The organism is Pseudomonas sp. Sample_9, assembly GCF_004307535.1.
GTDB lineage: Bacteria > Pseudomonadota > Gammaproteobacteria > Pseudomonadales > Pseudomonadaceae > Aquipseudomonas > Aquipseudomonas mercuritolerans.
In genome coordinates, this window is record NZ_RAZO01000485.1 from 24676 (window position 1) to 38308 (window position 13633).

At 62.3% G+C, this 13633-nt stretch carries 17 protein-coding genes; 4 read left to right on the forward strand and 13 right to left on the reverse strand.

Going from position 1 to position 13633, the window contains the following annotated elements; all coding sequences use genetic code 11:
* Positions 1-60: 60 nt before the first annotated feature.
* Positions 61-1944 carry a TonB-dependent receptor gene (locus D6877_RS27580; protein WP_130912731.1) on the forward strand — a complete coding sequence of 628 codons (1884 nt, stop codon included), beginning with the start codon at positions 61-63 and terminating at the stop codon, positions 1942-1944.
* 137 nt (positions 1945-2081) lie between these two features.
* Here D6877_RS27580 and D6877_RS27585 read toward each other — a convergent pair whose 3' ends face one another.
* From D6877_RS27585 to nrdR, 12 genes are all read right to left on the reverse strand, one after another.
* Positions 2082-2882, reverse strand: a complete 801-nt coding sequence (locus D6877_RS27585) for a cobalamin-binding protein (RefSeq protein ID WP_130912732.1) — start codon at positions 2880-2882, stop codon at positions 2082-2084.
* Positions 2882-3301 (reverse strand): MFS transporter, encoded by a 420-nt coding sequence (locus D6877_RS27590; RefSeq protein WP_130912733.1) that lies wholly within the window; start codon positions 3299-3301, stop codon positions 2882-2884. Before D6877_RS27590 ends, D6877_RS27585 begins: the two co-directional genes overlap by 1 nt.
* Positions 3298-3915 (reverse strand): GTP cyclohydrolase II, encoded by a 618-nt coding sequence (gene ribA / locus D6877_RS27595; RefSeq protein WP_024014485.1) that lies wholly within the window; start codon positions 3913-3915, stop codon positions 3298-3300. The genes D6877_RS27590 and ribA overlap by 4 nt, the downstream gene beginning before the upstream one ends.
* 146 nt (positions 3916-4061) lie before the next feature.
* The gene (locus tag D6877_RS27600) at positions 4062-4799 is read right to left on the reverse strand and encodes a transporter substrate-binding domain-containing protein (RefSeq protein ID WP_130912734.1); all 738 of its coding nucleotides are present in this window, start codon (positions 4797-4799) and stop codon (positions 4062-4064) included.
* Positions 4800-4824: 25 nt separating this feature from the next.
* The gene (locus D6877_RS27605; RefSeq protein WP_039761886.1) at positions 4825-5328 is read right to left on the reverse strand and encodes a phosphatidylglycerophosphatase A; all 504 of its coding nucleotides are present in this window, start codon (positions 5326-5328) and stop codon (positions 4825-4827) included.
* Positions 5325-6290, reverse strand: coding sequence for a thiamine-phosphate kinase (thiL, locus tag D6877_RS27610; RefSeq protein WP_130912735.1), 966 nt, complete (start codon positions 6288-6290; stop codon positions 5325-5327). The genes D6877_RS27605 and thiL overlap by 4 nt, the downstream gene beginning before the upstream one ends.
* Before the next feature lie 27 nt (positions 6291-6317).
* A complete protein-coding gene (gene nusB, locus D6877_RS27615; protein ID WP_039761889.1) occupies positions 6318-6818 on the reverse strand; it encodes a transcription antitermination factor NusB in 501 nt (166 codons plus the stop codon).
* Positions 6815-7291: a 6,7-dimethyl-8-ribityllumazine synthase gene (ribE, locus tag D6877_RS27620; protein WP_003228649.1), complete on the reverse strand. Its 477-nt coding sequence runs from the start codon at positions 7289-7291 to the stop codon at positions 6815-6817. The genes nusB and ribE overlap by 4 nt, the downstream gene beginning before the upstream one ends.
* 90 nt (positions 7292-7381) lie before the next feature.
* On the reverse strand, positions 7382-8473 hold the full coding sequence (gene ribBA, locus D6877_RS27625; protein WP_039761895.1) for a bifunctional 3,4-dihydroxy-2-butanone-4-phosphate synthase/GTP cyclohydrolase II: 1092 nt from the start codon (positions 8471-8473) through the stop codon (positions 7382-7384).
* Between the two features lie 21 nt (positions 8474-8494).
* Positions 8495-9157 carry a riboflavin synthase gene (locus D6877_RS27630; RefSeq protein WP_016772981.1) on the reverse strand — a complete coding sequence of 221 codons (663 nt, stop codon included), beginning with the start codon at positions 9155-9157 and terminating at the stop codon, positions 8495-8497.
* 47 nt (positions 9158-9204) lie between these two features.
* Positions 9205-10338, reverse strand: coding sequence for a bifunctional diaminohydroxyphosphoribosylaminopyrimidine deaminase/5-amino-6-(5-phosphoribosylamino)uracil reductase RibD (ribD, locus tag D6877_RS27635; protein ID WP_130912736.1), 1134 nt, complete (start codon positions 10336-10338; stop codon positions 9205-9207).
* Positions 10335-10799 carry a transcriptional regulator NrdR gene (gene nrdR / locus D6877_RS27640; protein WP_007910946.1) on the reverse strand — a complete coding sequence of 155 codons (465 nt, stop codon included), beginning with the start codon at positions 10797-10799 and terminating at the stop codon, positions 10335-10337. The genes ribD and nrdR overlap by 4 nt, the downstream gene beginning before the upstream one ends.
* A 128-nt stretch (positions 10800-10927) precedes the next feature.
* Here nrdR and D6877_RS27645 point away from each other — a divergent pair, with 128 nt between their 5' ends.
* The 3 genes from D6877_RS27645 (at position 10928) to trxA (ending at position 13047) form a co-directional block, all read left to right on the forward strand.
* Positions 10928-11392, forward strand: a complete 465-nt coding sequence (locus tag D6877_RS27645) for a YbaY family lipoprotein (protein WP_071173724.1) — start codon at positions 10928-10930, stop codon at positions 11390-11392.
* Entirely contained in the window at positions 11389-12045 is a 657-nt protein-coding gene (locus tag D6877_RS27650) for a 50S ribosomal protein L11 methyltransferase (RefSeq protein WP_130912737.1), read from the forward strand. Before D6877_RS27645 ends, D6877_RS27650 begins: the two co-directional genes overlap by 4 nt.
* A 129-nt stretch (positions 12046-12174) precedes the next feature.
* On the forward strand, positions 12175-13047 hold the full coding sequence (trxA, locus tag D6877_RS27655) for a thioredoxin (protein WP_130912738.1): 873 nt from the start codon (positions 12175-12177) through the stop codon (positions 13045-13047).
* Between the two features lie 4 nt (positions 13048-13051).
* Here the strand turns inward: trxA and D6877_RS27660 are convergent, their stop codons facing one another.
* The gene (locus D6877_RS27660; protein WP_130912739.1) at positions 13052-13411 is read right to left on the reverse strand and encodes a hypothetical protein; all 360 of its coding nucleotides are present in this window, start codon (positions 13409-13411) and stop codon (positions 13052-13054) included.
* Positions 13412-13633: the final 222 nt, after the last annotated feature.

The window sequence follows — 13633 nt, forward strand, 5'->3', positions numbered from 1 at the left end:
GCGAGCAGGCTCGCTCCCACATTTGATTTGTGTACACCTGAAACTCCCGTTGGACTGTCCATGAACCTCTCGCGCCTCGCCCTGCCCTTCCTCCTGCTGCCAACCGCCAGCGCCCTTGCCGATACATTCGAACGCGATCAGGCGCTGAAGCTGCCGGACACGTTGATCAGCGCCAATCGTCAGGTCGAGGCGCGCAACGACAGCAGCGCCGCCAACACCGTGTTCACCCGCGAAGACATCGATCGCCTGCAACCAAGCGACGTGCCCGATCTGCTGCGTCGCGTGCCAGGCGTGCAAGTGGCGCAGACCGGTGGGCGCGGCAGTCTGCCGGGGATCTACATTCGCGGCACGCGATCGGCGCAGAGCCTGGTGCTGGTCGATGGACAGCGCATCGGTAACTCGACTTCCGGCGACAGCAACCTGCAGCATCTGAACATCGAGCAGATCGAGCGCGTCGAAGTGCTGCGCGGTTCGCGCTCGGTGATCTACGGCAGCGACGCGATTGGCGGCGTGATCCAGATCTTCACCCGGCGCGGCACCGAGCAAGGCTTGCAGCCACGCCTGCATCTGGGCTTCGGCAGTCAGCAGACATGGGAACGCAGCCTCGGCTTGTCCGGCGGCGACGACAAAACCCGCTTCAACCTCGGCGCCAGCCTCGACGAAACGGCCGGGATCGACCGCACCCACGAGTCGTATCCAAGCGACAGCGACCATGACGCCTACCGCAACAAATCCCTGAGCCTGAGCCTCAGCCACGCGCTGACCGATGACGTCGAAGTCGGCGCCAATCTGCTGGATAACCGTGGCAGGAGCGAATTCGACAACCCGTTCGGCCGCTTCGACATGGACACTTTCGAGTCGGTGCAACAGCAGCCATACAGTGATTTCAATGTCAGTAGCATCAGCAGTTATGTCGATGCGCGGGTCAACGAAACCTGGAAAACCCGCATTGAATTCGGCCACAGCGAAAACCGCGAAAAGACCTTCGACAAGCTCAGCGACGAGCGCACGGTGTTCAACACCTATCGCGACTCGGTGAACTGGCAGAACGACCTGACGCTGGACGCGCGCAACAGCCTTATCCTCGGCGGCGACTGGTACGAAGACCGGGTCAACAGCAGCACTGCGTTTGACGAGGACAGCCGCTGGAATCGCGCAGCGTTCATCCAGCATCGTTATCAGGCCGACAGTTTCTCCACCGAGATCGGCCTGCGCCACGACGACAACCAGCAGTTCGGCAGCCAGAACACCTGGAGCGGCACCTTCACCCTGCCGCTGAACCCGGACAACGACGTGCTGCTGAGCTACAGCGAAGGGTTCCGCGCGCCGACCTTCAACGACCTGTACTACCCGGACTTCAGCAATCCCGACCTGAAACCGGAAACTTCGAAAAGCTACGAACTGCAATGGCGCAGCCAGTTGAGCGACAGTGCGCGGCTGGAAGCCTCGATTTACCGTACCGACCTGGAAGACGCGATCATCTTCGGCAGCAACTCCCGCCCGCAGAACGTTGCGTCAGCGCGCATCAACGGTTTTGAAGCAGCGTTGAAGCAGGAGCTGTTTGGCTGGCAGAGCAATCTTGGCGTGGCGATCATTGATCCGCGAGATCGCGATACCGGGCATACGCTGGCGCGACGGGCGCGGCGCACGGCCAGTTGGGATGTGGATCGGCAGTTCGATCGCTTGGGACTCGGCGCCAGTTGGCAATTGGTCAGCGGCAGTTACGATGATTTGAACAACACTCAGTCGCTGGGCGGCTACGGCACGCTTGGACTGCGCAGCAGTTGGGCGCTGAACCGTGAGATCAAGCTGGATCTGAAGGTGGATAACTTGCTGGACAAGGGCTACAGCCGGGCGAATTACAGCTATGACGGCGCGCAGTATGGCTATCGTGAGGAAGGTCGGGCGTGGATGTTTGGGGTGACCTGGACTCCTGAACTCTGAACTGAGATTTGTGTTGGTTGGCAGGCCTCTTCGCGAGCAGGCTCGCTCCCACAGTAGACTGAGTGCGGCCACACAGTTTGTTTTCAACGCAAATCCAGTGTGGGAGCGAGCCTGCTCGCGAATACAGGCGATGCGGTCTACCGATCCGGCGCGATCAATTGGCAGAGTTTGGCGGTCGCACTGATCATCTGACCACTGGGCCTTTCCAGACCTTTGTCACTGACCAATAGCAGTCTCCCCTGCCTGACTGCTGCCACCTGCGGCCAGGTCTTCCACGCCCCTAGCTGCGCCTGATCACCGGCGACAATCACTTCCGGATCACGCTGCAATACCGCCTCGATACTCACCTGCGGTGCCGGCAGATTCAGCTCGGCGAAGACATTGCGCGCGCCGCACACCTCAAGCGCATCGCTGATGATCTGCCCGCCCCCCACGGTGTAAAGCGGCTTGTCCCAGACTTGATAAAACACCCGCAGCGGCACATCACGACGATAACGTTGACGAAGGTCATCCAGTTGTTTACGCAATTCGGCCGCTCTTTGCGCCCCGCGTTCAGGACGCCCGAGCTGTTCGGCAATGGCTTCGATCTGCGCCGCGAGTTGCATCAACGTATGCGGCTCGGCGACGAAGGTCGGAATGTTCAGGCGCTTGAGCTGATCACGCTGCCCGGCGCCGACGCTGCCGGGCCAGAGCAGCAGCAAATCCGGTTTCAGGCTGAGCAAGCGCTCCATGTCGAGCTGGCCGTAGCGGCCCACTGATGGAACATCCGCTATCGCCGCCGGCCGCTCGCCCGCATCCAGCACGCCGACCAGCAGGTCGGCGGAATCCAGTTCAACGACGATTTCAGACAGCGAGGGGGCGAGGCTGACCACCCGCAATGCGGCCAGCGCCGGGCTGCTCAGGCCGAGCAGCAGAACCGCCAGCCACAGGCGACGCATCAACCGAGTTGACGCGGAATACGGTAGAGGTAGAACAGCACGGCGGTGGACAGCGCCAGCAGCATCAATGGCACGGCTTCGAGGCCGACGAATACCGCCAGTGCGCCGATCCAGGCCGGCAAAGACGCCACCAGCAACGCTGCACGCCGACGTGCCGCAAGGGCAATCCAGGCGGCGGGTTCATCGGCGCTATCGAGGGCTTTTTGCGTGGCGATCAGGGCGTGTTTGTAGCGGGCGAAATACTTCAGGCTGACAAACATCGAGGCGACGCCGGCGATGAACAAAGGCATCGCCAGCACTGGCAACAGGCCCTGCCCTTCACCGAACAGCGCGTTGAGCACGAACAGCGGCAACAGCGCCAGCGCCAGGTATTGCCACCAGGCCACCGCTAACCGCCGCCGCACCTGGCCGCGGGTCACGCGCGGTCGACCTCGCCCTGATGCTCGTTGCCCATCATGTGGTCGAGCTTGCTGGCCTTGGTCGCCAGGTAGAGTTTGTTGTGCGGATTGTGCCCGGTGTGCAGCGGCACGCGCTCGGCGACGACAATGCCCATGTCGGTCAGCGCTTTGACCTTGCGCGGGTTGTTGGTCATCAGGCGCAGGGATTTCACGCCCAAATGCTCGAGCATTGGCAGGCACATGGCGTAGTCGCGCTGATCGGCAGCAAAGCCCAGACGCTCGTTGGCTTCCACGGTATCGGCGCCGCCGTCCTGCAATTCATAGGCGCGGATCTTGTTCAGCAGCCCGATGCCGCGACCTTCCTGACGCAGATACAGCAGCACGCCACGGCCTTCGCGGGCGATCGCCTGCAACGCCGCTTCCAGTTGCGAGCCGCAGTCGCAACGCTGGCTGAACAAGGCATCGCCGGTCAGGCATTCGGAATGCAGACGACCGAGTACCGGGGCGCCATCGGCAATTTCACCGAGGCTCAGCACGACGTGCTCACGCCCGGTGCTCTCATCGAGAAAGCCGTGCATGGTGAATTGCGCAAAAGGCGTTGGCAGCTTGGAAGCGGCGACGAAGACGACAGGCACCGATGTGCTCCTGATCTAGAAGACTGAAAATTCGCAGGCGGGCATTGTAACAGCAGGTTCCTACAGACGCTTAGGCTGAATTATCGGGCATAACGATCAAAAAGTTTGATGACACTCCCAGCTCCTACAGGGATTTGTGTTGGGCTTCAGTTCGGGTTGAACGGATACGGCTGCTGCCACTTCTCGAAGATCGGCTTCAACTCCCCGCTCTTGACCAGTTCCGCCATGCGCCGGTCATACAGCGCCATCAACGCCCGGGCCTGTGGCGTATCGGCGAAACCGAGAAACAGCGGCAACTCAGCCAGATGCGAATAGCGATACTGCGCTGGATCCGCGGCATCGCGCACGACCGCTTCAATCTCGGTCAGCGCATCGATGTAGTAATCCGCCCGCCCCTGCTTGAGCATCAGCAGAATGCCGGTGCGCCGTTCGATCTGGTTGAAGCGTTTGATGTTCGGCAGATAGTTTTCGTAGCGGTAGCCGCGCACCCAGGCCAAGCGGTATTTGCCCAGCGTCGCCTGTGTCGGCGGCGGGCTGCTCGCCAAGCCCAGCGCGTAGATGTGATCGGAGTCGAATTTCCACTGCGGGTACAGCACGCGCTCGGCCTCGTCGCGGTAGGAGCCGACCAGCGCGTCGACTTCCTTCAACTGCACCAGCCCGATCGAACGGGTATACGGCACCGTGCGGATATCCAGCTTGACCCCGGCCGGCTCGAAGACTTTGCGCAACACGTCCCAGGCCAGGCCGTGGCCATCGGCGGCGGTGTAGTCTTGCCAGTCTTCGCTGGCCAGATGGATCATCGCAGGCACAGGCGCGGCGGCCTGCGCATGGGCGAACGTGCCCAGCAGAGCCAGAAGCAGCAGCGCCAACCCGCGTCGCAGCATTGCGTGTTTCCTCACGTGAGTCGAATCAGGCGAATACCCAGACCAGCCCTTGCATCGCCAGCCAGGCGAACACACCGGCCAGCACGTCGTCGAGCATGATGCCGACGCCGCCATGCACATGCTTGTCGATCCAGCGGATCGGCCACGGCTTGAGAATATCGAAGAATCGGAACACCAGAAAACCCGCGAGCAACCAGTACCAGCCTTCCGGCACCAGCCACAGGGTGATCCACATGCCGACCATTTCGTCCCAGACGATGCCTTCGTGGTCGTGCACGCGCAAATCGTCAGCGACTTTGCCGCACAGCCAGAAGCCGAACAGCATGGTGATGCCAAGCATCAGCCAGTAGCCCCAGTCGGGCAGCATCTGCCACAGCGGAATGAACGGCAGGGCCACCAGCGAGCCCCACGTCCCCGGCGCTTTTGGCAAGGTGCCGGAGCCGAAGCCGAACGCGAGGAAATGCCACGGATTGCGCCAGACCGAGGGAGGCACGAATTCGGCAGGGACCTGTTTCGGGTGATCTGTCACGGTGTCTCCTGAAAATGTTGGTAGCCGCGAATTTGCGGAGTGATGTCGTGCCCGTCGCGGTCCAGCAGCACCACGCCCTGGCCCGGCAGCACTCGCCCGATCACATGGATCGGCCAACCGTCGGCCAGCAGTGCCGGCAACTCGGCGGTCGGCAAGGTGAAGGCCAGTACGTAATCATCACCACCGCTCAATGCCGCGCGCTCGGCACCGCGCTGGCCGAGAAACGCGACTAAAGCATCCGACAACGGTACACGCTCGCGTTCAATCTCAAGTCGCACCTTCGACGCCAGCGCGATATGCCCGCAATCGGCGAGCAGGCCATCGGAGATGTCCAGCGCCGCCGTAGCCTTGCCGCGCAGGGCCTGACCGAGGGCCAGTTGCGGCTGCGGCGACCAGTAATGCTCGAGCAGCGGCCGGGCGATATGCGCTTCGGCATCACGTTGGGCCAATACCAGCGGCAAGGCGCCGGCGGCATTGCCCAGTTCGCCGCCGACGCAGAGCAGATCACCGGCCTGCGCACCGCTGCGGGTCAAGGCCTGGCCAGCGGGTACGCGGCCGAACACGGTGACCGTCAGGCTCAACGGTCCGCGCGTGGTGTCGCCGCCGACCAGTGCGACGCCGCAGCTTTGCGCCATGCGGTTCAGACCACGGGCATAGGCTTGCAGCCAATCGGCGGTTACCGTCGGCAAGGTCAGGGCAAGGGTGAAGGCAACGGGCGCGGCGCCCATGGCGGCCAGGTCACTGACCGCGACGGCCAGCGAGCGCTGACCGAGCAGAAACGGATCGCAGGGGTCGGCGAAATGCACACCGGCCACCAGCGTATCGGTAGAAACCGCCAGCTGTTCCCCAGCGGGAACCGCCAGCAAGGCGCAGTCGTCACCGATCCCCAAAGCAACGCCTTCGCCGCCCTGCGCACAAGGCGCGGCGGCGAAGAAATTGCGGATCAGCTCAAACTCGCCCATGGCCGAGAAAAAGTATTCAAGCGCCGATCAGCGCTTGAACGCCTTCACTTCAGCTTCACGCAGGCGCGGGGCCAGCTTGTCGAGCACGCCGTTGACGAACTTGTGGCCGTCGGTCGAACCAAACACCTTGGCCAGCTCGATACCTTCGTTGATCACAACGCGGTAAGGCACGTCGACGCGCTTGAGCAGTTCCCAGGTCGACAGGCGCAGAACCGCCAGTTCAACCGGGTCCAGCTCTTCGATCGCCAGATCCAGGCAAGGCGTCAGGGCAGTGTCGATTTCGGTCTTGAACTGCGGAACCCCGTGAAGGATTTCGCGGAAGTAGGCACCGTCGACATCGGTGAAATCGTTATCAACGCGAAACTGCGCTTCGATCTCGTTCAGCGATTGCTTGGCCATGTGCCACTGGTACAGCGCCTGGGTCGCGAGCTGACGGGCTTCGCGACGCTTGACGCTTTTCGAGGGCTTGCCGGCATCCGCAGGTTTCGGATCGCGCGGGTTGAAACGATCGCTTTCGTCGCTAATCACTTGGCCTCCAACTGCGCCAGCAGGCTGACCATTTCCAGAGCGGACAGGGCAGCTTCGGCACCTTTGTTACCGGCCTTGGTGCCGGAACGTTCGATGGCTTGCTCGATGGAGTCGACGGTCAGCACGCCGAACGCAACCGGAACGCCGAATTCCATGGAGACCTGGGCCAAGCCTTTGGTGCACTCGCCAGCCACGTATTCGAAGTGCGGAGTACCGCCACGAATGACCGCGCCAAGGGCGATGATCGCTGCGAACTCGCCTTTCTGGGCGACTTTCTGCGCAACCAGCGGGATTTCGAAGGCGCCCGGAGCGCGGATGATGGTGATGTCGCTTTCGCTCACGCCGTGGCGAACCAGGGCATCAACGGCACCGCTGACCAGGCTTTCAACCACGAAGCTGTTGAAGCGGCCCACTACCAGAGCGTAGCGGCCTTTGGGGGCGATGAAGGTACCTTCGATGGTCTTCAGGGTCATTCGTCAGTTCTCTTAAAGAGCCGGGACGCGTCTGCTACGCGTCCCTCAGTGATTATTTGCCGCGAATCGGAGTCCGGAAACAGCCGGTCATTATTCGGAGGGCACGTATTCTACAACTTCCAGATCGAAACCGGATATCGCATTGAATTTCATTGGTGCCGACATCAAGCGCATTTTGCGCACGCCGAGGTCACGCAGGATCTGCGAACCGGCACCGACAATGCTGTAGGTGGTCGGTTTTTTCGGCGCTGCCTGCTCACCGGTTTCACGGATATGCGCCAGCAGCACGTCACCATCAAGCGGGTGACCGAGCAGCAGCACCACACCGCTGCCGGCCTCGGCGACCGCAGCCATGGCGGCGCGCAGGCTCCAGCGGCCCGGCTGCTTGACCATCAGCAGATCGCGCAGCGGGTCCATGTTGTGCACGCGAACCAGCGTCGGCTCCTCAGCGCAGACAGTGCCCAGCGTCAGAGCCATGTGCACGTCGCCTTCCACCGAATCACGATAGGTCACCAGGTTGAATTGGCCCAGTTCGCTGTCCAGCGGCTGCTCGGCAATCCGCTGAACGGTACGTTCGTGGATCATCCGGTAGTGAATCAGGTCGGCGATGGTGCCGATCTTGATGTTGTGTTCGGCGGCGAATGCTTCGAGTTCAGCGCGACGGGACATGGTGCCGTCGTCGTTCATCACTTCGCAGATCACTCCGCTCGGCTCGAAACCGGCCATGCGCGCCAGGTCGCAGGCCGCTTCGGTGTGACCGGCACGGGCCAGGGTGCCGCCGGCCTGGGCCATCAGCGGGAAAATGTGGCCCGGGCTGACGATGTCTTCAGCCTTGGCGTCCTTGGCCGCAGCGGCCTGCACGGTGCGCGCGCGATCGGCGGCGGAGATGCCGGTGGTCACGCCTTCGGCAGCTTCGATCGAAACGGTGAACTTGGTGCCGAAACCGGAACCGTTGCGCGGCGCCATCAGCGGCAGCTTCAACAGTTCGCAGCGCTCGCGGCTCATCGGCATGCAGATCAGGCCACGGGCGTGCTTGGCCATGAAGTTGATGTGTTCGGCTTGGCAGCATTCGGCGGCCATTATCAGATCGCCTTCATTCTCGCGGTCTTCGTCATCCATGAGGATGACCATCTTGCCTTGGCGGATGTCTTCAACCAGTTCTTCGATGCTATTGAGCGCCACAAGGCACCCCCTTCTTTTGAATTATTTGAGGTAGCCGTTTTGGGCCAGAAAGCTTTCGGTGATGGTGCTGCCGGCGGTCTTTTCAGCAGCCTTGTCACCCAGCAGCAGACGCTCCAGATAACGCGCCAGCAGGTCGACTTCCAGATTCACCCGGCGGCCCGGCTTATATGAAGCCATGATGGTTTCGCTGAGGGTGTGCGGAATGATCGTCAGCATGAATTCGGCGCCATCGACTTCGTTCACGGTCAGGCTGGTGCCGTCGACGGTGATCGAGCCTTTGTGGGCGATGTACTTGGCCAGCTCTTTCGGCGCGCGGATGCGAAATTCCACGGCGCGGGCATTGTCGCTGCGCGATACCACTTCACCGACGCCGTCGACGTGTCCGCTGACCAGATGCCCGCCGAGGCGAGTGGTCGGGGTCAGGGCTTTTTCCAGATTGACCGGGCTGCCGCTTTTCAAGTCATTCATGGCGGTGCAATCGAGGGTTTCGCGGCTGACGTCGGCGGCGAAACCGTCGCCCGGCAGCTCGACGGCGGTCAGGCAAACGCCGTTGACCGCGATGCTGTCGCCGAGTTTGACGTCACTCAGATCGAGCTTGCCGGTTGCGACGTGCACCCGCACATCACCGCCCTTTGGGGTCAGTGCGCGGATACTGCCGATGGATTCGATGATGCCGGTGAACATGGGGTTCTCCTTGAGAACGAGGCCAGCGCTAACGCGATGGCCGGGAATTATACGCGGGCTGCAGGGACAGGGATCGCAGTGACTCGCCAGTCATCGCCCACCGCGCGGATTTCAGTGATTTTCAGCTCCGGCGCATCTTTCATCTGCGCCAGCGGCCAGTCGAGCAGCGGACGGGCCGTGGAGCCGAGGAACTTGCCGGCAATGAAGATCACGAATTCGTCGACCAGCCCCAGTTGCGCAAAGGCGCCGGCCAGACGCGGCCCGGCCTCGACCAGCACCTCGTTGGTGCCACGATTGGCCAGTTCGATAAGCAACTGATGCAGATCGACCTGGCCGTCATCACCCGGCACGATCAGGCATTCCGGGCCATTGGCATATTGCTCCTCGACCGCGACACAGGTGGCCACCAGCGCCGGCCCGGCCTTGAAGAACGGCGCCTCCAGCGGCACTCGCAGGCGGCCATCGATCAATACGCGCAATGGCGGGCGACTCATGGCCAGCGCGGTTTGCTCGCTGTCCAGACCGAGTTCGTCTGCGCGTACGGTCAAGCGTGCGCCATCGGCCAGCACCGTGTCGGCGCCGGTCAGCACTACCGCCGCCTCAGCGCGCAAACGCTGCACCGCCGAACGCGCCGCCGGGCCGGTGATCCATTGGCTCTCGCCGCTTTCCATCGCTGTGCGCCCGTCGAGGCTCATGGCCAACTTGACCCGCACGAACGGCAAGCCATGTTCCATGCGTTTCAGAAAACCTTGATTGAGCTTGCGTGCTTCAGCCTCCAGCACACCACTTTCGGTGGCAATACCGGCATCAGCCAAGCGCTGCAAACCGCGCCCGGCGACCTGCGGATTGGGATCACGCATCGCCGCCACGACCCGGGCAACGCCAGCGGTCACCAAGGCATCGGCACACGGCGGGGTGCGCCCGTGGTGGCTGCAAGGCTCGAGGGTGACATACGCCGTGGCGCCCCGGGCCTGCTCGCCAGCGGCGCGCAGAGCGTGGACTTCGGCATGGGGTTCGCCGGCACGCTCATGCCAGCCTTCGCCGACAATCTGGCCGTCACGCACCACCACGCAACCGACTCGCGGATTGGGATGGGTGGTGTAGTGGCCCTTGCGCGCCAGTTCCAGCGCGCGGGCCATGAAATGCGCGTCGAGGATCGCCTGCTCGGCGGCGGTGGTCATTCTTTCACCGGTTCGCGGGCGAGGCGGTCGATCTCTTCGCGGAATTCATTGAGGTCCTGGAAGCGCTTGTACACCGAGGCAAAACGGATATAGGCGACTTCATCAAGCTTTTGCAGCTCGGCCATCACCAGCTCGCCGACCACGAGGGATTTGACCTCGCGTTCGCCGGTGGCGCGCAGCTTGTGCTTGATATGGACCAGAGAGGATTCGAGGCGCTCGACGCTGACCGGACGTTTCTCCAGCGCGCGTTGCATGCCGGCGCGGAGTTTTTCTTCGTCGAACGGTTGGCGGCTGCCGTCGGTTTTGATCAGGCGCGGCAACACCAGTTCGGCCGTCTCGAACGTCGTGAAACGTTCGCCGCAGGCCAGGCATTCACGCCGGCGGCGCACCTGTTCGCCCTCGGCGACCAGACGCGAGTCGATGACCTTGGTGTCGTTGGCACCGCAGAAGGGACAGTGCATGGTGGCTGGCAACAAAAAATGGGAGGGCCATGGTAGCGCATCCCCGTGGCAAGACAAGCCATAGGCTTTGCGGTATACAGAACGGCATGATCGTCTGATCCATGGAATTCATTCTGCCGGAGCCTCCAATGCCGTTACGTCCGCTCGTTCTGCTCAGTCTTTTCAGCCTGCTGGTGGCCTGTGGCAGCGACGCACCCAAGCCGCAACCGCCGACCCCAGGCCCCGCGCCGCAACAGGCGCAGAAAAAAGCCAAAGAGGCCGCTGAACTCGGCCCGCTGCCAGCCCATCAGCGCGAATTGAGCGGCACCCTACAAGGCGTGCCAACCGGCGCCGAAGTCGAATTGGCGCTGCTGGTGATTGATGAAAAGGATCGCCCGCAACAATTGCTCGCCAGTTCCAGCCTGATCGGCAACAACCAGATCCTGCCGTTTCACCTACGCTTCAACCCCGAGGCGTTTCCGGCCGGCGCACGGGTCGAGCTGCGCGGTCGGGCGAGCCAGTCCGGGCAACTGATCCTGCACCTGCCGTCGCAGACCATCACTCAACCGACTACTCAGGCTTTGGGCCAGCTGCAATTCGTCAAAGCGCCATGACAGCACCGCTCGACCTGCAACAGGCCTTGGGCGAATTGCTCGGCGACGCCAGACTGAAAGCCTGTGCGTTGCCGGGCACCGATTTGCAGCTGTGGTTGATCGATGGCGACAACATGGCCCGCGAATTCAGCCAGGAAGAAACCCAGCGCATCCTGCATGAACCGCCCTATTGGAGTTTTTGCTGGGCCAGCGGCTTGGCCGTGGCGCGTTATCTGGCACAGTTTCCCGACTGGGTGCGCGGCAAGCGCGTGCTGGATTTCGGCGCCGGTTCCGGGATCGCCGGCATCGCGGCGGTGAAGGCCGGGGCGCTGGAAGTGGTGGCCTGCGATCTCGATCCGCTGGCGATTTCCGCGTGCAAGGCGAACGCCGAGCTCAACGATGTGCAGATGAGTTATTCGACGGATTTCTTTGCCGAGGCCGATCGCTTCGATCTGATTCTGGTTGCCGACGTGTTGTATGACCGGGCGAACTTGCCGCTGCTCGACGCGTTTCTCAGTCGCGGCCGTGAGGCGCTGGTGGCGGATTCGCGGGTGCGGGATTTTCGTCATCCGTTATATGAGCGAATTGAAATGCTCGAAGCGATGACCTTGCCGGATCTGGCCGAGCCTGAGGAATTCAGACATGTCAGCCTCTACCATGCGCGGCGTGATTGACGCCGCCAAAAGATCGCAGCCTTCGGCAGCTCCTACTCTCGATCGCGTATCCCTGTAGGAGCTGCCGAAGGCTGCGATCTTTTGCGCCACCCCTTATAGTGCGGTCATTGAAGCTTAGAGAGATCCCCCATGAGTCAGCAAACGCCGTACATCTTCGACGCCACGACTGCCGATTTCGACCAGTCGGTGATCGAAGCCTCCTTCAACAAACCGGTGCTGGTGGATTTCTGGGCCGAATGGTGTGCGCCGTGCAAGGCGTTGATGCCGATGCTGCAAGGCATTGCCGAGAGCTATCAGGGCGAGTTGCTGCTGGCCAAGGTCAACTGCGACATCGAGCAGGACATCGTCGCCCGCTTCGGCATTCGCAGCCTGCCGACCGTGGTGCTGTTCAAGGACGGTCAGCCGGTCGATGGCTTTGCCGGGGCACAACCGGAATCCGCCGTGCGCGCCCTGCTCGAACCGCATGTGCAGATGCCGCCACCGGCCGCTGCCGACCCGTTCGAACAGGCTCAGGCGATGTTCGACGATGGTCACTTCGCCGAGGCGGAAGCAGTGCTGGTGACCCTGCTCAATGAAGACAATACCAACGCCAGGGCGCTGATCCTTTACGCACGCTGCCTGACCGAGCGCGGTGAGCTGGGCGAAGCGCAAACCGTGCTCGACGCGGTCAAGAGCGATGAGCACAAAGCCGCACTCGCCGGCGCCAAGGCGCAGATCCAGTTCCTCGGCCTCGCCCGCGACCTGCCGGACGCCGCCGACCTGAAAAGCCGCCTGGCGCAAAATCCGCAGGACGATGAAGCGGTGTATCAACTGGCGATCCAGCAACTGGCCCGCCAGCAATACGAAGCGGCGCTGGACGCCCTGCTCAAACTGTTCATCCGCAACCGCAGCTACGGCGAAGGCCTGCCGCACAAGACCTTGCTGCAGGTGTTCGAGCTGCTGGGCAATGATCATCCGTTGGTGACGGCTTATCGTCGCAAAGTGTTTGCGGCGTTGTATTGAGGCCTCACCCGATCCAGCTATAGAGCGGCGTATCCCCGCCGCTCGCCACTTTCACATCGGCACTGTGGCGCAAACGCACCAGCAAACGCTTGCCCGCTGCCGCACTGCCGGTCAGCGCCTCCAACTGATCGAGCAGATCCGGCCCGCTAAGCTGCCCGGCGTTGCGCAACAAGTCTTTGGCCACCTGCCACAGCGCATCATCCTGATTCACGGGCTTCGCCGCCGGGGCCGACGCCACTGCCTCAGACTGCGCAATCGGCGCCTGCCCGCTTAGCGCGGAACCCAGCCTCGCCCAATCGCTGTCATCCAGCTCCACCGTCAAATCCACCGGCACCTCGCCGACCGTTCCGCGTATCCGCAACATCGAGTTCGCTCCTGCACTTTTCTGACCTGCATGCTCCCACGGGACTTGTGCAACGCCAAGCGACGTTGTCCAGTGTGGCGGTTATCGAGCATTCATCTACAGTGTCCTTTTTCTCACAGCACCCTGTAATGAAACGAAGTTACTACGCCCTATTGATGACCCCACTCTTGCTCATCGTGGCATGGCGCATCTGGTTGCCTGCCGATCTTTCGGCTTGTCCCG

Bases quoted from the DNA above. Each gene is read 5' to 3' on its own strand.
- D6877_RS27630 (WP_016772981.1), bottom strand. From the start codon at position 9,157: ATGTTCACCGGCATCATCGAATCCATCGGCAGTATCCGCGCACTGACC.
- D6877_RS27660 (WP_130912739.1), bottom strand. From the start codon at position 13,411: ATGTTGCGGATACGCGGAACGGTCGGCGAGGTGCCGGTGGATTTGACG.
- D6877_RS27600 (WP_130912734.1), bottom strand. From the start codon at position 4,799: ATGCTGCGACGCGGGTTGGCGCTGCTGCTTCTGGCTCTGCTGGGCACG.
- ribD (WP_130912736.1), bottom strand. From the start codon at position 10,338: ATGACCACCGCCGCCGAGCAGGCGATCCTCGACGCGCATTTCATGGCC.
- D6877_RS27650 (WP_130912737.1), top strand. From the start codon at position 11,389: ATGACAGCACCGCTCGACCTGCAACAGGCCTTGGGCGAATTGCTCGGC.
- D6877_RS27585 (WP_130912732.1), bottom strand. From the start codon at position 2,882: ATGCGTCGCCTGTGGCTGGCGGTTCTGCTGCTCGGCCTGAGCAGCCCG.
- trxA (WP_130912738.1), top strand. From the start codon at position 12,175: ATGAGTCAGCAAACGCCGTACATCTTCGACGCCACGACTGCCGATTTC.
- thiL (WP_130912735.1), bottom strand. From the start codon at position 6,290: ATGGGCGAGTTTGAGCTGATCCGCAATTTCTTCGCCGCCGCGCCTTGT.
- D6877_RS27580 (WP_130912731.1), top strand. From the start codon at position 61: ATGAACCTCTCGCGCCTCGCCCTGCCCTTCCTCCTGCTGCCAACCGCC.
- D6877_RS27645 (WP_071173724.1), top strand. From the start codon at position 10,928: ATGCCGTTACGTCCGCTCGTTCTGCTCAGTCTTTTCAGCCTGCTGGTG.
- ribE (WP_003228649.1), bottom strand. From the start codon at position 7,291: ATGACCCTGAAGACCATCGAAGGTACCTTCATCGCCCCCAAAGGCCGC.
- nrdR (WP_007910946.1), bottom strand. From the start codon at position 10,799: ATGCACTGTCCCTTCTGCGGTGCCAACGACACCAAGGTCATCGACTCG.